Origin of the sequence: Limnobacter sp. (assembly GCF_036405155.1) — a bacterium.
GTDB lineage: Bacteria > Pseudomonadota > Gammaproteobacteria > Burkholderiales > Burkholderiaceae_B > Limnobacter.
Window position 1 is genome coordinate 252,729 of sequence record NZ_DASWYD010000004.1, and the last position, 24,137, is coordinate 276,865.

At 57.1% G+C, this 24,137-nt stretch carries 20 protein-coding genes; 12 read left to right on the plus strand and 8 right to left on the minus strand.

Features of this window, described 5'->3' with window-relative positions:
* Positions 1 to 79 precede the first annotated feature (79 nt).
* Positions 80 to 934, plus strand: coding sequence for a lytic transglycosylase domain-containing protein (locus VGE55_RS05040; protein ID WP_331130611.1), 855 nt, complete (start codon positions 80 to 82; stop codon positions 932 to 934).
* A gap of 31 nt (positions 935 to 965) precedes the next feature.
* On the opposite strand, the gene VGE55_RS05045 is transcribed toward VGE55_RS05040, so the two are convergent.
* Entirely contained in the window at positions 966 to 2,171 is a 1,206-nt protein-coding gene (locus tag VGE55_RS05045) for an aminotransferase class I/II-fold pyridoxal phosphate-dependent enzyme (protein WP_331130612.1), read from the minus strand.
* Positions 2,172 to 2,293: 122 nt separating this feature from the next.
* Here VGE55_RS05045 and VGE55_RS05050 point away from each other — a divergent pair, with 122 nt between their 5' ends.
* The 9 genes from VGE55_RS05050 to VGE55_RS05090 all read left to right on the plus strand — a co-directional run bounded on the left by VGE55_RS05050 (position 2,294) and on the right by VGE55_RS05090 (position 13,883).
* On the plus strand, positions 2,294 to 4,609 hold the full coding sequence (locus VGE55_RS05050; protein WP_331130613.1) for an NADP-dependent malic enzyme: 2,316 nt from the start codon (positions 2,294 to 2,296) through the stop codon (positions 4,607 to 4,609).
* Positions 4,610 to 4,685: 76 nt separating this feature from the next.
* Positions 4,686 to 5,885 (plus strand): patatin-like phospholipase family protein, encoded by a 1,200-nt coding sequence (locus tag VGE55_RS05055; RefSeq protein ID WP_331130614.1) that lies wholly within the window; start codon positions 4,686 to 4,688, stop codon positions 5,883 to 5,885.
* Between the two features lie 87 nt (positions 5,886 to 5,972).
* A complete protein-coding gene (locus tag VGE55_RS05060) occupies positions 5,973 to 7,835 on the plus strand; it encodes a chorismate-binding protein (RefSeq protein WP_331130615.1) in 1,863 nt (620 codons plus the stop codon).
* Between the two features lie 22 nt (positions 7,836 to 7,857).
* Positions 7,858 to 9,117, plus strand: coding sequence for a putative Na+/H+ antiporter (locus VGE55_RS05065; protein ID WP_331130616.1), 1,260 nt, complete (start codon positions 7,858 to 7,860; stop codon positions 9,115 to 9,117).
* A 71-nt stretch (positions 9,118 to 9,188) separates the two neighbouring features.
* Entirely contained in the window at positions 9,189 to 10,673 is a 1,485-nt protein-coding gene (mgtE, locus tag VGE55_RS05070) for a magnesium transporter (protein ID WP_414674968.1), read from the plus strand.
* 48 nt (positions 10,674 to 10,721) lie between these two features.
* A complete protein-coding gene (locus VGE55_RS05075; protein WP_331130617.1) occupies positions 10,722 to 11,414 on the plus strand; it encodes a TIGR04283 family arsenosugar biosynthesis glycosyltransferase in 693 nt (230 codons plus the stop codon).
* An 11-nt stretch (positions 11,415 to 11,425) separates the two neighbouring features.
* Positions 11,426 to 12,097: a TIGR04282 family arsenosugar biosynthesis glycosyltransferase gene (locus VGE55_RS05080; protein ID WP_331130618.1), complete on the plus strand. Its 672-nt coding sequence runs from the start codon at positions 11,426 to 11,428 to the stop codon at positions 12,095 to 12,097.
* A gap of 43 nt (positions 12,098 to 12,140) precedes the next feature.
* Positions 12,141 to 12,902 (plus strand): DUF3047 domain-containing protein, encoded by a 762-nt coding sequence (locus tag VGE55_RS05085; RefSeq protein WP_331130619.1) that lies wholly within the window; start codon positions 12,141 to 12,143, stop codon positions 12,900 to 12,902.
* Between the two features lie 540 nt (positions 12,903 to 13,442).
* Positions 13,443 to 13,883 (plus strand): hypothetical protein, encoded by a 441-nt coding sequence (locus tag VGE55_RS05090; RefSeq protein ID WP_331130620.1) that lies wholly within the window; start codon positions 13,443 to 13,445, stop codon positions 13,881 to 13,883.
* A 12-nt stretch (positions 13,884 to 13,895) separates the two neighbouring features.
* On the opposite strand, the gene VGE55_RS05095 is transcribed toward VGE55_RS05090, so the two are convergent.
* From VGE55_RS05095 to tyrS, 6 genes are all read right to left on the minus strand, one after another.
* The gene (locus VGE55_RS05095; protein ID WP_331130621.1) at positions 13,896 to 14,519 is read right to left on the minus strand and encodes a riboflavin synthase; all 624 of its coding nucleotides are present in this window, start codon (positions 14,517 to 14,519) and stop codon (positions 13,896 to 13,898) included.
* 19 nt (positions 14,520 to 14,538) lie between these two features.
* A complete protein-coding gene (ribD, locus tag VGE55_RS05100; RefSeq protein WP_331130622.1) occupies positions 14,539 to 15,714 on the minus strand; it encodes a bifunctional diaminohydroxyphosphoribosylaminopyrimidine deaminase/5-amino-6-(5-phosphoribosylamino)uracil reductase RibD in 1,176 nt (391 codons plus the stop codon).
* Positions 15,711 to 16,223 (minus strand): transcriptional regulator NrdR, encoded by a 513-nt coding sequence (nrdR, locus tag VGE55_RS05105; protein ID WP_331130623.1) that lies wholly within the window; start codon positions 16,221 to 16,223, stop codon positions 15,711 to 15,713. The genes ribD and nrdR overlap by 4 nt, the downstream gene beginning before the upstream one ends.
* Positions 16,224 to 16,300: 77 nt before the next feature.
* A complete protein-coding gene (glyA, locus tag VGE55_RS05110; RefSeq protein WP_331130624.1) occupies positions 16,301 to 17,548 on the minus strand; it encodes a serine hydroxymethyltransferase in 1,248 nt (415 codons plus the stop codon).
* 132 nt (positions 17,549 to 17,680) lie between these two features.
* Complete coding sequence (locus VGE55_RS05115) at positions 17,681 to 18,403, minus strand: histidine phosphatase family protein (RefSeq protein ID WP_331130625.1); 723 nt, start codon at positions 18,401 to 18,403, stop codon at positions 17,681 to 17,683.
* Positions 18,400 to 19,671 carry a tyrosine--tRNA ligase gene (gene tyrS / locus VGE55_RS05120; protein WP_331130626.1) on the minus strand — a complete coding sequence of 424 codons (1,272 nt, stop codon included), beginning with the start codon at positions 19,669 to 19,671 and terminating at the stop codon, positions 18,400 to 18,402. Before tyrS ends, VGE55_RS05115 begins: the two co-directional genes overlap by 4 nt.
* A gap of 131 nt (positions 19,672 to 19,802) precedes the next feature.
* Between tyrS and VGE55_RS05125 the strand changes: the two genes are divergently transcribed.
* The gene (locus tag VGE55_RS05125) at positions 19,803 to 21,209 is read left to right on the plus strand and encodes a M23 family metallopeptidase (protein ID WP_331130627.1); all 1,407 of its coding nucleotides are present in this window, start codon (positions 19,803 to 19,805) and stop codon (positions 21,207 to 21,209) included.
* Between the two features lie 14 nt (positions 21,210 to 21,223).
* Positions 21,224 to 22,339: an anhydro-N-acetylmuramic acid kinase gene (locus tag VGE55_RS05130; protein ID WP_331130628.1), complete on the plus strand. Its 1,116-nt coding sequence runs from the start codon at positions 21,224 to 21,226 to the stop codon at positions 22,337 to 22,339.
* 7 nt (positions 22,340 to 22,346) lie between these two features.
* Here VGE55_RS05130 and VGE55_RS05135 read toward each other — a convergent pair whose 3' ends face one another.
* Positions 22,347 to 24,113 carry a HAMP domain-containing sensor histidine kinase gene (locus VGE55_RS05135; protein WP_331130629.1) on the minus strand — a complete coding sequence of 589 codons (1,767 nt, stop codon included), beginning with the start codon at positions 24,111 to 24,113 and terminating at the stop codon, positions 22,347 to 22,349.
* Positions 24,114 to 24,137: the final 24 nt, after the last annotated feature.

Genomic DNA, 24,137 nt, shown 5'->3' on the forward strand with positions numbered 1-24,137 from the left:
CTCACGGGTCAAATCGAGGCAGATGCAACGCTGAGTCAAACAATGCAAGCAATTGCGTTTGCGTAGCGAAGGAGGTTGCATGAAGAAGCAGTACGACACATTTCTGACCGTTGAGTTGAATGAAGGTCAGATTAAAGCGTTTAAAAAAGTTCGCAATTGGATGTCCTTGTTGGGCGTTTCGTCTGTATTATTGGGCGCCGGCACCGCCACCGCTTTGGCAGTGAACCCAGAGCTGCGCAATCAGGTGTTTTTCTCTGAGCCTGTTCAGGCGGTGTTTGCCAATCAAATCGACATGGTGAGCACTGGTTTGGTCAATCCTGAAGCTCAGGAAGCCGTAGCGTCTGCGCAACCAACCAAAGTGGCGTTCAATCTGATCCCCGCCAAATACAGCGTGGCAGAAACACACAAATCCTTGAACCCGGGCCAAAGAGAGGTTGTTGAATACCTGTCAGAGCGTTATCGGGTGTCTTCTGAGGCATTGGAAACCATTGTTCGCCTGGCCTACAAAGTGGGCCGTGAGGAACAGGTCGATCCAACGCTGATTCTTGCTGTGGTTGCGGTTGAGTCGGGTTTCAACCCCTTTGCAGCCAGCCCAGTGGGTGCCAAGGGCCTGATGCAAATCATGCCCAAAATTCACCAAGACAAGTTTGAAGAGATTGCCCCCGGCGATTGGTCTGCCCTGAACCCTGAGCACAACATGCGGGTGGGTGCGCAAATCATCCATGAGTACACCCGTCGCACCGGTTCGGTTCAAACGGGTTTGCGCTGGTACGTGGGTGCGGCTGTGTCGGGCAACGACAATGGTTACCCAGCAAAGGTGTTGGGCATCAAGGCCAAAATCGACTCGGTGTACCGCACAGGCAGCTTGGTGGCCGCACGTGAAGCCGACGAAAAGGCTGGTGTAACCAAAGTGGCGACACGTTTCGAGGGCTAAAGCTGAGGCAGGTCAATTGCCTTGGCTTTTCTTAAGCCACACCCAAACTTGTGTTGAACGCGCGAATGCGCTCAACAGCTTGATGCAAGTTGTTCAAGCTGTTGGCATACGACAGGCGCATGCGTTCATGGCCCAGGTTAATTGAAAAATCCTTTCCGGGCACTGCACACACCCAATGTTGGTTGAGCAGGCGGTTGCAATAGTTGTCGCTGTCGATGGGTGTTTTTACATACAAATAAAAGGCAGAGTCTGGCGTGGTGTCTACCACCAGCCCAGCTTCAGGCAACGCCTTCAGCAAAAAATCCCGGCGCTGCCCAAATTCTGCACGCCTGGCCTCGCAAATATCCAGTGCGGCCTGATCAAAACACGCCAAAGCTGCCCATTGGGCGGGTGCAGGCGGGCAAATCGACAGGTTCTGCGCCAATTTTTCCACGCCTTCTACCAAATAGTCTGGAACAACCATCCAGCCCAATCGAAGCCCGGTCATTCCAAAATACTTTGAAAAACTGTTGATCACCACCAGTTGGTTGTGCTCATCGGGTGGGCCCATGGTTTGCAGAATGCTGCGGGCTGGCGAGCCATAGCACAGGGACTGGTATATCTCGTCCATGATCAAAAACCCCCCTCGCTGCGCAATTGCGGTGCAAATGGCTTGGCACTGCGATGCACTCAGGCGGGTACCCGTGGGGTTGTTGGGCGAGGCCAGCAGTGCGCCGCGGGTGTTTGGTCGCCATGCGGCGGACAAATCCTCGGCGGTGGGTTGAAAATTGTTCGCGGCGTTGGTCTGGACAAACCTGGGCTGACCGCCGGCCGCTTGCACAAAGGTTTTGTTGCAGGGGTAGCCAGGGTCGGTCAGCAGTACCTCGTCGCCCGGGTTCAACAGGGCCAGGCAGGCAAATTGAAGGGCTGCCGAAGCACCCGATGTCACCACAATCTGTTCGGGTCGAACCAACACGCCAAACTGACTTTGGTAAAAGCCGGCGATGGCTTCTCGAAGCGGCATCAGCCCCAAGGCAGCGGTGTAGCGGGTTTTGTGCTCAGCCAATGCGGTGCAATAGGCCTCCAGCACCGGGGGTGGGGTGCCAAAGTCGGGCTCACCAATCGACAGGTGGACCACTGGATGCCCCTGCTGGGCCAGTGCATCGGCCTGTTTCACCAGTTCCATCACGTGGAAGGGTGCAATCTGCTGGCTAAGCGTGGACTGAATGAGTGCGGGCTGAATGGGCGTGGACTGCATGATGGAGCCGTGGGGAATGGAAGTTCAGCGGAAGTTGAGCCTTTTGTGGAAACCCCTAAATACAGGCCTGTGGCCTGCACCTATAATTCCGGATTGGTCGTTAACCGCGAAGAGAAGATTATATGGCTCAACCGATGGATCAGCGCTTTCGTCAGGCTGCTTTGGAATATCACGAATTTCCCAAACCCGGCAAATTGCAGATTGCCGCCACCAAAAGCCTGGTGAACCAGCGCGACCTCGCTTTGGCCTATTCGCCGGGGGTTGCCGCAGCCTGTGAAGAAATCGAGCAGGATCCATCCACAGCAGTCCGTTACACAGCCCGTGGCAACCTGGTGGGCGTGGTCACCAACGGGACCGCCGTGTTGGGCCTGGGCAACATCGGTCCCTTGGCCGCCAAGCCGGTGATGGAAGGCAAGGCCGTGCTGTTCAAGAAGTTCGCGGGCATTGACGTGTTCGACATTGAAATCAACGAAACCGACCCGGACAAGTTGATTGAAATTATCGCCTCGCTAGAGCCCACGTTCGGTGGCATCAACCTGGAAGACATCAAGGCGCCGGACTGTTTCAAGGTCGAACGCGCACTGCGTGACCGCATGAAAATCCCCGTCTTTCACGATGACCAGCACGGTACGGCCATTGTGGTGGGCGCTGCGGTGCTCAACGGCCTGGAAGTGATCGGCAAAAAAATTGATGAAGTCAAACTGGTGACCTCGGGTGCTGGCGCTGCTGCACTGGCCTGTCTGGACCTGCTGGTCGAGTTGGGTTTGCCCCGCAAAAACATCTGGGTGACCGACATTGACGGTGTGGTGTTCAAAGGCCGTGAAGTGGGCATGGACCCCGACAAAGCCCAATACGCGCAGGAAACCGATGCACGCAAACTGGCCGATGTGATGGCTGGTGCCGACGTGTTCCTTGGGCTGTCTGCCGGTGGTGTGCTCAAGCAAGACATGGTGAAAGCCATGGCGCCCCAGCCGCTGATTTTGGCCCTGGCCAACCCCACGCCAGAAATTTTGCCCGAGCAGGTGTATGAAGTGCGCTCCGATGCCATCATGTGTACGGGCCGCACCGACTATCCCAACCAGGTCAACAACGTGCTTTGCTTCCCTTTCATTTTCCGGGGGGCACTCGATGTGGGTGCGACCACCATCACCAAGGAAATGGAAATTGCAGCCGTGCGCGCGGTGGCCGAACTGGCCCGCAAAGAGCAATCGGACGTGGTGGCCTCTGCCTACAGAACACAAAACATCAGCTTTGGCCGTGAGTACCTTATTCCCAAGCCCTTCGACCCCCGCTTGATTGTGCACATTGCACCCGCGGTCGCCAAAGCGGCCATGGACAGTGGTGTGGCCACGCGCCCCATCGAAAACCTGGAAGCCTACAAAGACCAACTCCAACAGTTTGTGTACCACTCGGGTACTTTCATGAAGCCGATTTTTGCCGTGGCCAAGCGCTGCGTGCAGGAGACCCCGCAAACATCCCGGGTGGTGTTTGCCGAAGGCGAAGACGAGCGGGTGTTGCGCGCCGTGCAAGTGGTGGTGGACGAAGGCATCGCCAAGCCCATCCTGATTGGCCGCCCGGCGGTGATTGAACGCCGCCTGGAACGCTTCGGGTTGCGAATCAAGGCCGGTGCAGATTTTGACCTCATCAACCCGGAATACGATGAGCGTTACAAGGAATTCTGGGGCACCTATTACGACCTGACCAAGCGCAAAGGGGTGACTGAAGCCTACGCCAAGATTGAAACGCGGCGCCGGCACACGCTGATTGGTTCGCTGATGATTCACAAAGGCATGGCCGATGCCATGATTTGCGGCACGTTTGGCACCCATGCCCTGCATTTGCACTATGTGGACCAGGTGATTGGCCTGCGCACCGGTTGCAACACCTACGGGGCCATGAACGGGTTGATGCTGCCCAACCGGCAGGTCTTCCTGGTGGACACCCACGTGAATTACGACCCCACAGCAGACCAAATTGCTGAAATCACGTTGATGGCTGCCGAAGAAATGTTGCGCTTGGGGATTGAGCCCAAGGCGGCCTTGCTGTCCCATTCCAACTTTGGCTCCAGCAACCAGCCTTCGGCCATCAAGATGCGCGAAGCCCTGCAGAAACTGCGCAACCTGGCGCCTTGGCTGCAGGTGGACGGTGAAATGCATGGCGATTGCGCGTTGGACGAGTCGGTTCGCAACACCATTTTCAGTGGATCGAACCTCACCGGCGAGGCCAATTTGCTGGTGTGCCCCAACATTGACGCGGCCAACATTGCCTACAACTTGCTGAAGACTGCAGCGGGCAATGGCATTGCGGTGGGCCCCGTGTTGTTGGGCGCAGCCAAGCCAGTGCACATTCTGACTGCATCGGCCACGGTTCGCCGCATTGTGAACATGACAGCTCTCGCCGTGCTGGATTCCAACTCAGAACGAGTCAGCGCGCTTTAACATATTGTCAAATTAAGCCCGCATTGTCGGGCTGTTCAGTCTTTCGCTGGCACTGATGCAGGTGCAGAATGGTTTCATGAACGAGACCCTGCCCCTGCACACAGAGCCTGCTGAAGACGTCACCGGATTGGTGCTGTCGGGTGGCGGCGCGCGCGCCGCCTACCAAGTGGGTGTGTTGCACCAGTTGGCCAAGTGGTTTGCGCAGGAAAAGCGCAGCGAGCTGGACTTCCCCTTCAAGATTTTGTGTGGCACCTCCGCGGGCGCCATCAATGCGGCGGCACTCACCTGCTGTGGTCGCAACTTTTACCAATCCACCGACCGCATGATGCGGGTGTGGGAGAACTTTCGATCCGAGCAGGTTTTTCGGTCCGATTCGCTGGGCATAATCCGCACGGGTGCGCGTTGGTTGTCGGCATTGTCCATCGGCTGGATGTTGCGCAAACGCCCAAAGTCGCTGTTGGACAACAGCCCACTGACCGATTTGCTGCACCAACTGCTGCACTTTCGCCGTTTGGACGAAGCGCTGGAAAGTGGCCACATCCATGCCTTGGCGGTGGCAGCCTCCAGTTACACCAGTGGTCGAAGCGTCACGTTTTTTCAAACACAGAAAGCGCTGGAGCCTTGGGTTCGAACCCAGCGGGTGGCGGTTCAAACCCGCATCACAGTCGAACACCTATTGGCATCGGCCGCCATTCCATTTGTATTTCCGTCGGTCCGCTTGGACATGGAAGGGGCGCTGGAGTGGTTTGGTGACGGTGCCATGCGGCAACTGGCGCCCATCAGCCCAGCCATCCACTTGGGGGCCAACCGCGTGATGGTGATTGGTTCAAGCCAGGAAGCCAAGAACCACACGGCGGCAATGGAAGTCCAAACGGCCTACCCAAGCCTGGCTCAAATAGCAGGCCATGCGATGGCGTCCATTTTTCTGGACAGCCTTTCCAGCGACATTGAACGCTTGAGTCGGGTCAACAAAACACTGTCCCTGTTGCCACCAGAGACCGCCGCTCAAAGTGCACTCAAGCCCATCGACCTGTTGGTGATTTCGCCCAGTGGTCGTATTGATGAAATTGCAGCGAAACACACCAACGACTTGCCACGCCCTGTTCGCACCATGATGTCGGCTTTGGGGGCCACTGAGGCCGGTGGCTCGTCATTGGCCAGCTACCTGCTCTTTGAGGGCAATTACACCCGTGAGTTGATTCGCATGGGCATTGCAGACACCATCGCCAAGCGCGATGAGGTGTTTGCCTTCTTCCGCTTGGGCCAACACCACTAAAAGCCCCTGCACGCCACTGAACACACAACGTCACCGCCGGTCTAACAGGCTACAATAGCCCGTCTCCGAAGTTTTGGTGCCCACGCCATGTCTGTGAAGCAGCCCACTGCCGCCTGGCATGCCCACATGCTGGACCCCTCTCTGCCCGCTGCACTGTGTGTGGCCGAGGGTAAGCCGCAGCATGTGTTGATGACACGAAGCATAGCGGAGGTACAAACCCTGTTGAACCAGGCTGAGAGCCTGTCGAGGCAAGGGCTGACCGTGGTGGGTGGGCTCAGTTACGAAGCAGCACCCGCATTCGACAACGCTTTTGACGTGCAGCAGTCCTCAACAGCTGCTGGGCCGCTGGTGCTTTTCCACGCCTACAACGCGGCGCAGGTTCACAGCCTGAGCCTGGATGCAGTCGCGCAACATCTCGAACCCGTCACGACGTCGCCGTGGCTCAACCAGCAGCGCACCGATGAATTCGTCGCCTTGTTCAACACCACGCGCGATGCCATTGCGGCGGGCGAGTTTTATCAAATCAACCTGACCACCCGGTTGAAGGCCAGCGCATCGAGCGTGTCGCCTTGGGCTCTGTTTCTGCGACTCTTCCATGCTCAACCTGCCAGCAACAGTCTTTACCTGGCCCATGCCGATGGCGCCATTCTCAGCCTGTCGCCTGAATTGTTTTTTCGATGGCAGGACGGTTCTCTGATCACGGCGCCGATGAAGGGCACGCGGGCCACACCTGACCATGCCAAAGGGGGCAGTGCCGCCGCGGGTCGATTGTCGGACTCGGCCAAGGACCAGGCGGAAAACGTGATGATTGTGGACCTGCTGCGCAACGACCTGGCCAGGGTGTGTTTGCCCCGCACGGTTCAGGTACAGTCCCTGTTCGATGTCATGGTGTTGCCCACGGTCGAGCAAATGACCTCCACCATCACCGGGCGCACCCGTGAGGACTGCCGATTGCGCGATGTTTTCCAGGCGCTGTTCCCGTGCGGCAGCGTGACAGGTGCACCCAAGGCGCAGGCCATGCGCCGCATTGCGCAATGGGAGCCAGCTCCCCGGGGTTTTTATTGTGGTGCCTTGGGCGTGTTGTCACCGGGCGGTGCCATGCATTTCAATGTGCCCATTCGAACCGTGGAGTGGCATCAACCTGCTGCACAGCCAGGCGCAAACCATGAGCCTGTGTTGACCTACGGGGTGGGCAGTGGCATCACCTGGTATTCCAGTGCGCAGGCTGAGCACCGGGAGTGGTGGGAGAAAACGGCGTTCTTGAGGCAGTCCACCTGCGATGTTCAAATTCTTGAAACCGTGCTGCTGGACAATGGGGTGTGGACACGTCAACACCTGCACTTGGAGCGAATGAAGCAATCAGCCCTGTTTTTCGGCATGGTGTGGGACGAAGCGCGTGTGATGCACGCCTTGGCCACTGCAGCCCAGCAACAGCCTACTGGGCCATGGCGCGGGCGTTGGCTGTTGCACGCGGATGGCCGTCTGGACGTGCATTGCGATGCATTGCCAGCCACGCCAGCCAGTGTGACGCTTCGTTTGGCGTCTGCGCCGTTCGACGCACCCCCCGCCTTTGTTCACCACAAAACCACGCACAGGCCCCATTACGACCAGGCGTTTGCCCAAGCCGACGGGGCTTTTGATGTGATGCTGTGGAATGCGGACGGTGTTCTGTTGGAAACCTGCCGCTGCAACATCGTGCTGGACATCGAAGGCACCTTGTGCACCCCAGCCAACAAACCGGGCGCCAATTTACTGGCAGGTGTGTTGCGCCAAGCCCTTTTGCAGCACAATACCATTCATGAAATGCCGCTCTGTATCGATGACCTCAAGCGCGCACGGGCTGTCTGGCTAATCAACAGCCTTCGGGGGTGGATCCCGGTCCGTGAAGTGTGGGGGCAAGCGCAGGTGTTTTCATACCCCACCATCGCCGTACCCACAACAATCCAATAACCACACAGCGAGACCGTCCACCGTGAACCCAAGCACACTCGACATCATCGGCGCCACATTGTTTGCCATCGCCGTGCTGCACACCTTCTCCACCAAGTTTTTCGAGAAGCTGGCCCATGCGCAACCCAACCATGCTGGCTTGTGGCACCTGCTGGGCGAGGTGGAGGCCGTGTTTGGTTTTTGGGCCATGGTGCTGGTCGTGTTCATGGCGTTTGCACAGGGGCATGAGTCGGCCGTGCATTACCTGGACACCCGCAATTACACCGAGCCCCTGTTTGTATTTGCCATCATGGTGATTGCGGCCAGCAAACCCATCCTGACGCTGGCCGGCATGATTGTTCGTGGCTTGGCTTCCATTTTGCCCATGAACCGACAAGTAGCGTACTTCGTCACCTCCCTGTCCGTTGTGCCGCTCATGGGCTCATTCATCACTGAGCCTGCTGCCATGACGCTGGCTGCATTCTTGCTGCGTGATCGTTTTTACACCCGGGGCTTGAGCAACAAGTTGATGTACGCCACCCTGGGGGCATTGTTTGTAAACGTGTCGATTGGCGGAACACTCACCCCCTTTGCAGCGCCGCCCGTGTTGATGGTGGCAGCCAAATGGGGCTTTGACATGTCGTTCATGTTGAGCACTTTTGGCTGGAAGGCCGCATTGGCTGTGTTCGTGAATGCCATCGTGGTCACTGTGCTGTTTGCCAAAGAGATTGCAGCCATTCAGGTGTCGGATGCCGACAAGGCTGAGAACACCATGCCGTTTTGGGTGATTGGCATGCACCTCTTGTTTTTGGTGGGTGTGGTGGTGTTTGCCCACCATGCTGCGGTGTTCATGGGCTTGTTCCTGTTTTTCCTGGGCTACGCCTCGGCCTACAAGGACTATCAAGACCGCCTCATTTTGAAAGAAGGCCTGATGGTGGCTTTCTTCCTGGCTGGCTTGGTGGTGTTGGGTGGCATGCAGTCCTGGTGGTTGCAGGATGTGCTGACCAAGCTCAGCCCAACTGCCTTGTACTACGGCGCCACTGCGCTCACGGCCATCACCGACAATGCGGCACTCACCTACCTGGGCTCGCTGGTGGAAGGTGTTGGGCCTGAATTCAAATATGCCCTGGTGGCCGGTGCCGTGACCGGTGGAGGCCTCACGGTGATTGCGAACGCACCCAACCCTGCCGGTTACGCCATTCTGAAGCCGTATTTCAGCAATGGTGCCATCAGCGCGGGCGGCTTGTTTGTTGCAGCCTTTCCGCCCACCGTGGTGGCCATTTTGGCCTTCCAGTTGTTGTAAACAGTGAGTGTGTTTTGACCGAGCCTCAATCACCCGACCCGCGCGAAGGCCAGTCTGCTCATTCAGAGGAACTGGCCATGGACTTTCCGCTGGAAGACCAGCCGGAAAGCCCACGCGACCTGGACGATGCGCAAAAGGCCCTGGCCGATGTGCAGGCCTTGTTGCGCAAGCAGCGGGTGATTGAAAGTGTGGTGCACAACCAGCAGCCTCATGTAAACCCCGAGCGCCACAAGCTGGTGGAGGAGTTGGTGCACCGCCAGCATGTGAACGAGTTATCGCAGAAACTGCACCAGCTGCACCCGGCCGATGTGGCCTATGTGCTGGAAAGCCTGCCGATTGAAGACCGTTTGGTGGTGTGGGGTCTGGTGCGTTCCGAGCGGGATGGTGAAATTCTGCTGGAACTGTCGGATTCGGTGCGAGAAACGCTGATCCGCTCCATGGACAGCGAAGAACTGTACGCTGCCACCGAGTCGCTGGATGCCGATGAAATTGCGGACCTGGCCCCCGACCTGCCACGCGATGTGGTGGAGAAGCTGGCCAGCAGCCTGAGCCTGGAAGAACGCGAGCAGTTGCGCGCGGCCATGAGTTACCCCGAAGACAGCGTGGGTGCACGCATGGACTTCGACATGGTGACCATTCGCGACGACGTGACGTTGGAAGTGGTGTTGCGCTACTTGCGCCGGTTTGATGAACTGCCCGAGCAAACCGACCAGGTGTTTGTGGTGGACCGGGTGGACCACTTCAAGGGCAGCCTGCCACTGGACCGCCTACTGGTCAATGAGCCAGAAACCCTGGTGAGCGAGGTGATGAGCCGGGAGGTGTTGATGCTCTCGGCGCTGGATGATGCGTCCGAAGCGGCCCAGGCCTTTGAGCGTTACGACCTGGTGTCGGCGCCGGTGCTCGACCCGTCGGGCAAGCTGATTGGCCGCCTCACCGTGAACGAAGTGGTGGACGTGATTCGTGAGGAAAGCGAGTCTGACATTTTGACCTCGGCCGGTTTGCGCGAAGAAGAAGACCTGTTTGCCTCGGTGTGGGAGTCTGCCAAAAACCGTTGGCTGTGGTTGGGCGTGAATTTGTTTACGGCATTTTTTGCCAGCCGCGTGATTGATGCGTTTGAAGGCACCATCGCCAAGGTGGTTGCGCTGGCCACCCTGATGCCGATTGTGGCGGGCATTGCCGGCAACTCCGGCAACCAAACCATGACGTTGATGATTCGCTCTCTGGCCTTGGGCCAAGTGACTGCGGCCAACCTGCGCCTGCTCATGAAGAAAGAATTTGCCATTGCTGGTTTGAATGGCCTGATGTGGGGGGGCTTGGCAGGTTCAGCCGCCTATGCCTTGTACTTCGGTACGCCCCATGCGTTGACGCTGGGTGTGCTCATGATGTTGGCCATGATGCTCAACCTCTTGGTGGCCGCCATGATTGGTGTGGCCGTACCGCTGACACTGGCCAAAATTGGCCGTGACCCTGCCATGGGTTCGTCGGTGCTGCTCACCTTCACAACCGACAGCATGGGTTTTTTCATCTTCTTGGGCCTGGCCTCCCTGTTTTTCTAGGTGGAGCTTGCGGTGCCCGGTGCTACGTCCATTATGCTCAGCATCATCATGCCCGTATACAACGAAGCCGTCCGGGTGGCCTATTTTGTTGAACGGGCCTGCGCACTGCTCAAGCCAGGGCATGAGCTACTGGTGGTGGATGGTGGTTCATCGGACGGCACGGTGCGCATTTTGCACAATCTTCAATCCCAAGGCCTGCCATTTGCGCTGCTTCAAAGCGCGAAAGGCCGTGCAGCGCAAATGAATGCAGGCGCAGCGCAAGCGGCTGGGCAGGCATTGCTGTTTTTGCATGCAGACACCGAAATGCCTTGTGCCTCATTCAACACCTTGATCAGCACCATTGAACAGCAGCAAAGCCCACTGTGGTGGGGGCGGTTCAATGTACGGATTGTGGGCCAAAGCCGGTGGTTGCCCATGGTCGCCTGGTTCATGAACCAGCGCTCACGCATGACCCGCATTTGCACGGGCGACCAAGCCCTGTTTTGCAGCCGCACCTTGTTTGAGCAAACCGGTGGCTTTCCCAGCCAACCTTTGATGGAAGACATTGATTGGTGCACACGTGCAGGCCGTGTTCCGGGTGCGGTGTTCATGCCCTTGCAGGCGGTGGTATTGACCTCGGGTCGTCGATGGGATGAACATGGGGCCTGGAAAACCATTGTGCTCATGTGGAGCCTGCGTCTGCGTTACTTTTTGGGCGAAAGCCCGGAGAAGATTGCCCAGCGCTACCGCGATTCTCGATGAGGGGGGCTGAAATGAAAGCCATGCTGGCCCTGTTTGCCAAATACCCGGAACCGGGGCGGGTTAAAACTCGCCTACAACCCTTGCTGGGCGAGCAGGGCGCCACCGACTTTGCCCGCTATTTGTTGGTGAGCAGCTTGGTGAAGGCTGTTGACTGGCGTTTGCACCTGAAACAACTCGACACAGAACCGCTGCAACTGGATGTGGCTGTGTGGACCGATGGTGGCAACCCAACACGGTGGCAGCCCTACACCCATGGTGGCGAGGTGCCTTTGTTTCAACAGTCCGAAGGGCACTTGGGTGCGCGCATGTTGCAAGCCATACAAACCCACCTGCAAACCCACCATGTGGTCGTGTTGCTGGGTCCTGATGCAGTGGGGTTTCAGGCCCAACATCTGCTGGCGTTGCTGCACCATGTTCACCAAGGCCAACCCATGGCATTTGCACCAGCGCTGGACGGTGGCTATGTGGCGGTGGCGTGCTCAAAAGCCATTCCGGCTGCCTTTGATGTAACCATTGAATGGGGCACAGCGAATGTGATGAAGCAGACCGTTCGTCAGTTGGCACAGCAGGGCATTGAACCGCCGTGTTTGGCCCCGCAGCTGGACATTGACGAGCCGGATGACTTAAAGCACGCCATGAACCTGGGGCTGGTGCCCTCTCATTGGCATCAGTTATTGGCATGAACTACTGGCATGAATGGTTGTAACCCCCATTGAAGGAATTCACGTGAATACACACAAGAAAAACCAGTGGCTGTGCGCCGCATTGCTGATCACACTCAGTCATGTGGGTTGGGCACAGGCTCAAACGGTGAGCCCCAGCACTGGAAATGCCCCCACAATTCCCGCTTGGCCCAAGCAGCCGGGCGCGCTGCCTGCACCTTGGAAAACCCAGTTTCACCCCAAGGTGCCCAAGCACACCGAGTTCAAACTCATCGGCTTTGAAGGGCAGACCGTGGTTCAGGCCAAATCAGAGGCTGGCTATGGTTCGGTTGCCTTGGCGTTTGACAAGCCCAGTGAGTTCAACACCCTGCAGTGGAGCTGGCTGGTGCAACAGCATCCCAAAAACGCCAACCCCAAAACCAAGGAAGGGGACGATGCAGGCGCCAAAGTGTGTGTGTTTGTACAAATTGATGAATCCACACTCAGCTTCGGCACGCGCTTGAAGCTGGGTGCAGCCCGCACCTTGTCGGGTGAAGATTTACCCGCTGCCACGCTGTGCTACATGTGGGCTGCCGAGGGCACCCCAACCGGTGAAGTCTTCAACAACCCCTACACCGACCGGGTTCGCAACATCGTGATACGCGCCAGTGCCGAGGGCACCGCGCTGGTGAGCGAGCAGCGCAATGTGCAGCAGGACGCCCGTCGTGCCTTTGGCAAAGAACTGCCGGAAGGGCCCGTGAAGTTTCTGGGCGTTGCGTTTGGTGCAGATGCCGACAACACCCAGAGCACTGCCATTGGGTTGTTTGGGAGTGTGGTTGCGCGGTAGTCAGGTGATCCTGAACGGATGAATCATTTCTAGCTTGGTGTGCCTTCTGCTAATTTTCGTTGTTTACTAAAACGACAACGTTGATGAGATGAGTACTTCCAATGATCGAATTTGTTCACCCACGGGCAGCAAAGAAATACGTTCATCTGATTTGTTTGGCGCAGGACGCTTTGGTGCGTCGCGGGGGCAGCGGATGCACATCGGTGTCGATCTTGTGGTAGCTCCTGGATCTGACGTGGTATCGCCAATCATGGGGAAGGTCGTGAGAAAGTCACGACCTTATGCGAACGATCTCAGGTTTGAAGGATTGTTGATTCAAGGTCTGGCCGGTGATTGCGACCTGGCTGTGCAGATTTGGTATGTAGAGGTGTCGGATTAGCTGATTGGGAAAACGGTTACTCGCGGTCAAAAAGTGGGAACGGCAGCAGATCTTGGAATCAAGTACCCGGGCATTACCAATCATGTTCACCTGAATGTCCTGTCACGTGGCGTTGTGGTCGATCCCACCCAGTTTCTGTCGATTGATCAGAGAGATTGCTCATGAATCGGGTCAAAAGCCTAATGATTGTCGGATTCATTCTGTCAGCATGTGCCCACAATCCTATTTCAAATCGCAGTACCTCACCATCAAGCCACGATGGGCAACAGAATGTTTCCCAAGGCTGTGAATTAACCTTCACAGGCGATGGCTGGTCTCTCACGCACAATCAATGTTCAAACGTGGTGGATCTTCATTTGCAGACCGCCAGTTTGACGTACCACGGTCAATTCCCCGATCAAAATCTGGCCTCTTTTCTACGTAGTGAGGGTTGTGAGTCTCCCAACCAATGCGCTTACAAACTCATCAAATTGAATTCCCAAACGGCGGTCCTACGATTTGAATACATGATCAATTTGAGCGAAGGACACATCACTTTTTCATTGGATGATCAAGGCCATTCAACAGTGCTGGAATTTAAAAATCAGGATAGTCCGTCCTGATTGTTCAAACGATTAACGGAGATTCATTGTCCGCACAATCCGCTCGCAGTAGCGGGCAATCTGGTCAATTTCGAGGTTGACCGGGCTGCCAGCTTTGAGGTGTTTCAGTGTGGTCATTTCCACGGTGTGCGGGATCAGGTTGATGTGAATGTCGCATTCACCTGTGGGCAAATCGTCCACCTTGTTGACCGTGAGGCTAACGCCATTCACCGTCACCGAGCCTTTGTACGCAAAGAACGGGCTGAGTGCCTTGGGTGAACGAATTTGCAGGTGCCAGCTTTCACCCACCGGCGAAAAATCAACCACATGGCCCAAGCCATCCACATGCCCACTCACCAAATGGCCACCCACACGGTCTGACAGGCGCATGGCTTTCTCCAGGTTCACTTCACCGGGTTCAGCCAGGCCCACGGTTTTGGACAGGCTTTCCTGGGACACATCCACCCAGAAGCGCATGTTCTCCATGCGAACCACGGTCATGCAGGCGCCCTGAATGGCAATGCTGTCACCCAGTTTTACGTCCGAGAAGTCGAGTGTGGGGGCGTGCACCTGAAGGCGCACACCAGCCCAAGCCGAGTCTTGCAAGGGGGAGACGGTTTCAATTTTTCCAATCGATTCAATAATGCCTGTGAACATGGTGCTGCTCCAAAAATGCTCAATGTGATTCTGGCGTGCGGACCCAAACCACCTTCAGGTCGGGGCCAACGGATGTGTGGCTGTGCAATTGCCAAGGGGTATGGTCGGGCAGGGCGGTTAGCTCGGGCAAGCGAAAGGCCTGCATGCCGGGGCCCAGAAAACGCGGTGCAATATACTGCACCACCTCGTCCACCAAGCCAGCTTGAAGAAACGACCCATTCAACCCAAAACCCGCTTCCAGGTGCAGCTCGTTGATGCTGCGCTCGGCCAGTTGGTTCAACAACAGCGCAAGGTCGGTTTTGGGTTTTTTGTGTTCGCCAGTCAGGCTCACGCCGTGAGCCTGAGCCGACAGGGTAGGGGCAACATTCAGTGTTGCAATGTTCGCTGCGTTGGGGTGCGAGTCCAGCCACGCCGGCCGCAGCGCATTGGCATGGGCAATCCAGATGGTGCCGGTTTGTAGCAGGGCTGCATCGGGTGCGACTTTAAAAAAACTGTCCACCACCACTTTGACGGGTTGGCGGGGTGTGTTGATGCCGCGCACGTTCAGCTGGGGGTTGTCGGCTTTCACGGTTCCAATGCCAGTCAGCACCGCACAGGCCTGTGCACGCAAATGATGGCCGTCTTGCCGGGCTTCCGGGCTGGTAATCCATTGGCTCACGCCATTGTTCAACGCGGTGATGCCATCGGCGCTGGTGGCCACCTTGAGCCGTACCCAAGGGCGCTTGCGTTCCATGCGGCTGAAAAACCCGCGGTTTATCCAGCGGGCTTCGTCTTCCAGTACACCGTGCACGGTTTCAACCCCGGCCGCTTGCAATATGGCCATGCCCTTGCCGGCCACCAAAGGGTTGGGGTCCAGCGTGGCGGCCACCACCCGTCTCACGCCGGTGGGAATGAGTGCTTCGGCACAGGGGCCTGTGCGACCATGGTGGGCGCAAGGCTCCAGTGTGACGTAGGCAGTACTGCCTTGCAGGCTCACACCGCGCGCTTTCGCATCAGCAATGGCCTGCACCTCCGCATGGCCTTCGCCCGCCTTGGCATGAAAGCCCTGGGCCAACAACTGCCCGTCTTTCACAAACACGCAACCCACCCGCGGATTGGGCGTGGTGGTGTATTGGCCTTTCCAGGCCAGTGCAAGGGCTTCTTGCATCCAGTGAATGTCGTGTTCGCTGTGCTGCAAATGCGGTGCGGCCATCATGAGGCCTTTTTAACAGCCCGGGGTTTGCTGGTGGGTTTCAACTCCGCCTGTTCCGCTGGTTTGATGAGCAGTTTGGCAATTTCTTCGGAGAAGCGCTGCAAATCATCAAAGCTTTTGTACACCGAGGCGAAGCGAATGTAGGCCACAGGGTCCAGTTGCTTCAATTGCTGCATCACCAGCTCACCCAGAAATTTGGTGTCGACTTCGCGCGTGGCGTTGATCAGCAGTTTTTCTTCGATGCTGGCCACGGCGTTGTCGATGGCTTCGGCGGGTACTGGGCGCTTGCGCAGTGCCAGCATCAGGCTGCCGCGAAGCTTCTCGCGTGAAAACTCAACCCGGGAACCGTCTTTTTTGACAATGGCCGGGAAAAAAAGCTCGGCCCTTTCGTAGGTGGTGAACCGCTTGCTGCAACTGCCGCATTGGCGACGCCGGCGAATGGCGTCGCCATCGTCCGAAGTGCGCGAGTCGACCACCTGGGTGTCAACGTGGTTGCAGAAGGGGCATTTCATCCGAGGGGCCGTGTTGAGAGCACATGAAAAAACACCGAGAAGCGGTCAGGCAGTCTCGGTGTTTTTTTGATGCACATTTAGTTGCTGTACACAGGGAACTGGCTGGTCAGCGCCTGTACTTTGGCGCGGACGGTGGCCAATGTGGACTCGTCTTCCGGATTTTCCAGCACATCGGCAATCAGATGCCCAACCTGGCGGGCCTGCTCTTCTTTAAAGCCCCGTGTGGTCATGGCCGGGCTTCCCAAACGGATACCGCTGGTGACGAATGGCTTTTCCGGGTCGTTCGGAATGGCGTTTTTGTTCACGGTGATGTGCGCTTTGCCCAACGCAGCCTCGGCTGCTTTGCCGGTAATGCCCTTGGCACGCAGGTCCACCAGCATCACGTGGCTTTCGGTGCGGCCCGACACAATGCGCAAACCGCGCTCCACCAGGGTTTCAGCCAGGGCCTTGGCGTTGGCCACCACCTGTTGCTGGTATTCCTTGAATGCGGGCTGCAGCGCTTCGTGGAAGGCCACTGCCTTGCCTGCGATGACGTGCATCAGCGGGCCACCCTGAATGCCGGGGAAAATGGCGCTGTTGATTTGCTTGGCAATGGCCTCTTTCATGAGAATGACGCCACCGCGTGGGCCACGCAGGCTTTTGTGCGTGGTGGAGGTGCACACGTCGGCATGGGGCACAGGGTTGGGGTATACGCCTGCGGCAATCAGGCCGGCGTAGTGGGCCATGTCGACCATGAAGTAGGCGCCCACTTCCTTGGCGATTTTTGCAAAACGTTCAAAGTCGATGCGCAGGGCATAGGCGGATGCACCGGCGATGATGATTTTCGGCTTGTGCTCGCGGGCCAGTTGCTCCACTTGCTCGTAATTGATTTCTTCTTTCTCGTTCAGGCCGTAGGACACCACGTTGAACCATTTGCCGGACATGTTCAGCGGCATGCCGTGCGTGAGGTGACCGCCTTCGGCCAATGAGAGGCCCATGATGGTGTCGCCGGGTTGCAGCAGGGCAAAAAACACAGCCTGGTTGGCTTGCGAGCCCGAGTTGGGTTGCACGTTGGCGGCTTCGGCGCCAAACAGTTGCTTCAAACGGTCGATGGCCAGTTGTTCAACCACGTCCACATGCTCGCAACCGCCGTAGTAACGCTTGCCGGGGTAGCCTTCCGCATACTTGTTGGTCAGCTGGGAGCCCTGGGCTTCCATGACGGCGGGGCTGGCGTAGTTTTCAGAGGCGATGAGTTCGATGTGGTCCTGCTGGCGGGTGTCTTCCAGCTGGATGGCTGCCCAGAGTTCGGGGTCGGTTTGGGCAATGCCCTTTTGGCGGTCAAACATGGTGATTTCCGTGGGAAAGATTTCCGTCAAGAACGGGATTTTAAAACTGCGTGTGTTTTGCACCGGCGGCGCCCAATGTGCTGCAACGTCCGCGAATGAATTCAGCCCGCTATTTTAATGGATTTCAGGCATTTAGGCCACTCGGCCGTCGACTTCGTCGGCCGCCACGCTGCCTTCAGGCCCCTCGAGATGATCGGTGTAGGCCCAATGGATCACATCCCGGCGGCCGACCTCATAAAAGTCAACGATGTGGATCCCGCAGTTGGGCAGCAACCAAGCCCTGGGCTTGTGCAGGGGTTCGGCCGTGCAGTGGCGGTAAATGCAGTCCAACACCCCGCCATGGGCCACCAACAGCACTGTTTTGCCCGCATGGGCCTGGTGCAGGGCTTGCACACAGTCCACCACCCGTTGGCTGAATTGAATCAGCGACTCGCCACCCACAATGGCTGCTTCCGGGTCGCGGGCTTTGAGTGCCGCAAACTCGGTCGGGCTTTTGGCCTGCATCTCGTCGCCCGTCAGGCCAGACAAATGCCCGTAATTCCGCTCCCGCAGGGCGGTGGTGACCTGCAGGGGGCTTGGCCGCGCCCCGTGGATCAGCCGAGCCGTGGTGAGCGCCCGGTCCAGGTCGCTGGACACACCATGTTGATACAGGCCATGAGGCTCGCCCATGGCAGCTTCAAGGCTGTTCAGGCAGTCAGCCACCTGACGGGCTTGTTGCAAGCCCCGGGCATTCAGCGGGATGTCCGTGTGGCCCTGAAACCGCTTTTCCTGATTCCAGTCGGTTTCGCCGTGGCGCACCAACACAAAGCGGGTTGCGTCAACGGGTTTGGGCCATGCCGCCAGCAGGGCTTTCATGCCAAGTGGACGCGGGCAAATTTGCGCTTGCCCACCTGAATCACATAACTGCCTGCAGAAAGCCGAGTGGCTTTGTTGCTCACCTTTTCGCCATCGATCTTGACGCCACCCTGTTCAATGTTGCGGTTGGCCTCCGATGAGGAGGGCGCCAATTCTGCGGCCTTGAGCACCCAGGCCAGTCCTGCGGTATCCTCGCCTGTGGGCAGGCTGAGGTTCACCTCAGGCATGTCCTCGGGCAGCACGCCTTGCTTGAAACGGGCTTCAAATTCGGTCAAAGCATCCACAGCCGCTTGGGCATTGTGGAAGCGCGTCACAATTTCTTGGGCCAGTGCCACCTTGGCGTTTCGAGGGTTGGCACCTTGGGCGCATGCTTCTTTCAGGGCGGCAATCTCGGCCAGCGATTTGAAGCTCAGCAAGGTGTACCAGTTCCACATCAGCTCGTCCGAAATGGACATCACCTTGCCGAACATCTCGGTGGGCGATTCGGTCACGCCGATGTAATTGTTTTTGGACTTGGACATTTTGTCCGTGCCGTCCAGCCCCACCAGCAGCGGCATGGTCAAAATGCACTGCTGGGCCATGCTGTGTTGCTTTTGCAATTCACGGCCCACCAGCAAATTGAATTTCTGGTCGGTTCCGCCAATTTCGAGGTCACTTTTCAGAGCGACCGAGTCATACCCCTGCATCAAGGGGTATAAAAATTCATGCACCGCAATGGGGACACCCGATTGGTACCTTTTGGTGAAATCTTCCCGCTCCAGCATTCGGGCCACGGTGTAGCTGGAGGCCAGGCGAATCATGCCGTCCGCGCCCAGGGGCATGCACCATTCGCTGTTGAAACGGATTTCGGTCCTTTCCGCGTCCAGGATCTTCACGGCCTGTTCGTGGTAGGTCTTGGCGTTTTCCTGAATCTGTTCCTTGGACAGGGGGGGGCGTGTGCTGTTGCGGCCAGAGGGGTCGCCAATCATGGAGGTGAAATCCCCAATCAGGAAAATCACTTGGTGGCCCAAGTCTTGCAACTGCCGAAGCTTGTTGAGCACCACGGTGTGGCCCAAGTGAATATCGGGCGCTGTGGGGTCCAGCCCGAGCTTGATGCGCAGGGGAATGCCAGTCTGCTCACTCTTTTGGAGTTTTTGAATCCATTCGGCTTCGATCAGCAGTTCTTCGCAGCCTCGTTTGGTGACTTCAAGGGCGTGAGCAACCGAGTCGGATAATTTCGTTTCCGCTTGTAAATTATTTGACTCACCGCTAACAGGTGACTGGTTCATTTGGCAATCCTTTGTTACACTCCGGTTCGGTCAGTGTTGTTTTTATGGAAAAAGCCCTTTTTGGGTGCCCGTTTTGGGTCCCGGCAGGTGTCCAAGAATTACAACAAATTCAAAACCTACAATACAAGAACATGATGCTTCAGACATTCCTAGAGCGAGCAATCGCCGCTGCAGTCAGAGGGTTTACCTCCGCAAAGCACCTGGTGCACAGTGGTTTGCAGTTTGCGGACTCCGCATTGCCTGCCTCACCAGCCCACCGAAAGTGGGTCATTGTAGGGTTTTTTTCCCTGCCGGTTTTGGGCGCAGTTGTTGCAATTGCCAGCTCTGGTGAAAATTCTGCCGCTTCTTTTCAAGCAGGTGACCCCACCGCCGTGGTTCAGGCCATCGACCTGAATCTGTCGCAGGTGGGTGTGTACGCGGTCGACCCCCTGGTGGCTGAGGAAAAAATTCGTCGCGGCGAAACCCTGGTGGAAATGCTGGAGCGCCTCAATGTGAACACCGCCGGTCTGGCTGCTTTCATCAAGGGTGACCCTGTTGCCAAAAAGCTGGCCAATTTGCGTGCAGGCCGGGTGCTGAGTGTTCAGCAAAACGCTGCTGGCGACTTGGTGTGGCTGCGTTACAAAAGCGGCGTGGACGAAGACAGCCAGGAATCCATCCTGGTGCAAAAAACAAACGGTCAGTTTTCAGCCAAGCTGGAATCCGTCAATTTTGAAAAGCAGGTGGTGTTCAAGTCAGGCCGGATTGAGTCCAGTCTGTTTGCTGCCGCCGACAAAGCTGGCCTGCCCGATTCGGTGGCCATTCAGTTCACTGAAATTTTTGGCTCAGAGATCGATTTTCACCGCGAACTTCAGCGGGGTGATGAATTCCGTGTGGTCTACGAAGACATGCTGGTGGATGGCCGCTCTGCACGCGCTGGTCGAGTGCTGTCGGTTGAATTCGTGAACGGTGGCAAAGTGCACAAAGCCTACTGGTTTGCGCCAAAAGGTCAGCAGGCAGGCTATTACAACGACGAAGGCCGCAGTTTGAAGAAGTCATTCCTGCGTGCACCGCTGGCGTTTTCTCGTATTTCGTCCGGGTTTACCAACGCGCGGTTCCACCCCATTCTGCAAACCTGGCGGGCGCACAAAGGTGTGGACTACGCCGCTGCAACGGGCACACCAGTCATGGCCACTGCCAATGGCACGGTGAAATACGTCGGCCAGCAAAACGGGTACGGCAATTTCATCGAAATCCAGCACCCTGGCGGTATCTCCACAGCATATGCGCACCTCAGTGGTTTCGCGCGCGGGTTGCGAAAAGGTCAGTCGGTTGAGCAGGGACAAATCATCGGTTACGTGGGTTCAACCGGTTGGGCCACAGGTCCACACCTGCACTACGAGTTCCGCGTGAACGCTGTGGCGCGCGACCCGCTTTCCGTCAAAGTGGCGCAAGCCATTCCGCTGGACAAGGCGTCTTTGGCCGAGTTCAAGCGTGCGCAATTGGGATTGGACCGCCGCATGGCCCTGGCTGCCCAGGTGCGCGTCGCCAACGCACAATGATTTTATTCGGAGGCATGTCTGGCACCAGCACAGATGGTGTCGACATAGCCGCTATTCACTGGCTGCCCGATGGGCAGCTTCGTTTTTTGGGCATGGTTTCCCAGCCTTTCGATGCTGGTTTGCAAGCCGACCTGCTCACCTTGCAAGCCGTGCCGCCACGGAACGGAAGCCTGACCGATGACCCGATTCTCTTCTTGTTGAAGGTCCGGCAGCGTTTGGCCGATGCCTACATTGAGGCGGCCAAAACGTTGCTTTCGACCACAGGGCTGGATGCGTCTGATGTTCGTGCGTTTGGCGTGCATGGTCAAACGCTGCGCCACAGGCCAGACTTGAACATCACCTACCAGTTGATGGACGCCGCACGCGTGGCAGCGCAGTTGAGCATTCATGTGGTGCACGACTTTCGCTCAAAAGATGTGGCCTTGGGGGGGCAAGGCGCCCCCTTGGTGCCGGCATTTCACAGGGCTTGGCTGCAGTCCAGGGGAATGGCCGCCAGCACCGCGGTCCTCAATGTGGGCGGGTTTTCAAACCTGACCATCCTCGGTTCGATCGATGCCCCGGTCCATGGGGGCGATTGTGGCCCTGCCAATTGCCTCATGGATGCCTGGGCGTGGCGCACCCGCCAGCAACCCATGGATGTGGATGGTCTGATGGCAGCCGCCGGACAGGTCAATCCGGATCTGTTGGTCCGTTTGCTGTCCCACCCATTTTTGAGTCGCCCCTGGCCCAAAAGCACCGGTCGGGATGAATTCACCCTGGATTGGCTGGATCAGTGTTTGGCAGGCATGAATACGCAGCCCAGTGATGAGGACGTGATGCGCACTTTGCTGGAGTTGTCGGTGCAGTGCATCGTGAAGTGCTTGCCCGACGGCTATTCTCACGGGGTTGGCCGCTTGGTCGTTTGCGGTGGTGGGGTTCACAACGCGGTGTTCATGAGCACGCTGAAGGCCGCCGTGGCCCCCCTGGAAGTGGTGTGCTTCGATGATCTCGGTTTGCCTGCACAAGCCGTGGAAGCGTGTGCATTTGCCTGGATGGCTGGCGCACTGCTCAGTGGTATTGAAGCCAATTGCGTGGGGGTGACAGGCGCCAGTCGTCCCGCGTTGTTGGGCAGCGTACAGGCCTGGAATTGATTGTCTGTTAAAGGCTCTCGGCGTCTTCCGTGATAGACACCGAATCCTTTCTTGAACGGACAGGGAATAACTCCGACAGGATTTTGAAACCCTGTTCTGGTTCTCCAGGTTTGTAAGCAATGTGGATGGTGTTGTCTTTAAAAACAACGGATTTGCGCTGGTTGGAATTCGCCGGGCAAACAGTGACCAAGCACGGCGCGGTACGCCGGCGATTGCGGATGCCCTCGACCGCACGCAATGCCTCGCTGGACTCATGCTCTGTGCCTGCATAAAACACATACACCATCAGTTGTCCGTTCAGGTTGGACTGATCTTGATGGTTTCCGGCTCGCAGACGTTCAAATTCAATCTGGTCGAAATGTTGCGCAGGCATGTGGCTTTGTGCGCATTCCAGGGACTCATTGGAGGGCGCCAACACCCGCGCCACCAAGCCAGAGTCCGACCGTCTTTCATCATGCAGCGAGAACAGGTGCCGATCATTGACAGATGGCAGCGCCACTTGAAACACCGACCCTCGAATCCGGTTTCCAAGCACGCGGTTTTTGCAGTCTGTTTGTGCTTGAATCTGTTCACTCAACTCCTGAACAATGGTCGATCCATGTCCCCAGCCTTTGTTGCATTGATGGGTTGGGTCTGTGTGGACGCCCGGTCCGGTGTCGATGATTTGAATCAACACTTTTTTACCCCGACCGCGCACACCAATGACCACACCGCCGCGCTCGGTGTATTTGATGGCGTTGTCCAAACCGTTGCGCAGGATTTTCGTCAGTGATTCAACATGGGTCAAACCTTCATGTGCGTTGGGCGAATAGCGCAGGTCCAGCCCTTTGGCTTGAGCGAGCAGTCGGTATTCTTCCACCAAAGGTTCAATCACATCGCGCAGCCGAACAGGTTTCAGTAGCCCAAATTGATCGTTGCTCGGGTATTGAAAAGCATCTTCGAGTTGGATGAAAAACTCCTCCATCATCTGCTTGAGTGCCTTTTGCGCGGTTTGTATGTGTTGATACCGGGCGCTGACCTCGGGGTCTTTTGCAATCGCTTTGCCGACACTGGCCAAAATTCCCAGTGTGCTGAGCGGTTGCCGAAGGTCATGTCTGAAATCCTTGAGGACACGTCGGCTTTTGTAGGCAATTTGCATCGCGGCGGTTTCAATTCGGTGCTGAGGTGCCTGAATCTCTCCCTTTTTCAATTTGATGCGGTCCTGTATCAACATGTGAAACACTGTCAACACCGCCAACGTCCAGGTCAGCCCATGGGCGAATGCCGGCAACAAGGCAGACACCACAATACCCTGGGCCTCCAGTTGAACGCACAAAAATGCCATGACATACAGTGCTGCAAAACTGAGCGCCTTGGCTTTGGACACCCAATTAATTCCTCGATAGCCCATCAATAGCCCAACCAGCACCAGGCTAAGCACTGCACTGGCCAGGATGATGCTTTCAAACCCACCAATGAAGCTTCCAATGCTGACACTGACGAAGCTCAGCGCGGGCCAGAGTGGGCTTTGCTGGTCATTTAACTGCAGCCCAACCGTTCGGTTCACATAGGCCATGGTGAACAGGCAACTCGACGCCCCGCTGATCAGTGCAAACCACGCGTTGTTTTCCAGGTCGTTTTCAACCGGGGTCATGCCACTGACCAGCAAGGCCAGCAGTAGCACTGCGCCCACCGCGCCGATGGCATTTTTTCTTTGATTGGGCAGCACGTTGCCCAAAAAGGGATACACCGTGACTCCCCAGAGTGCTGCTGCGAACAATGATTCAAGTGACATAGACTGCGGCGCGTTGACCCGATT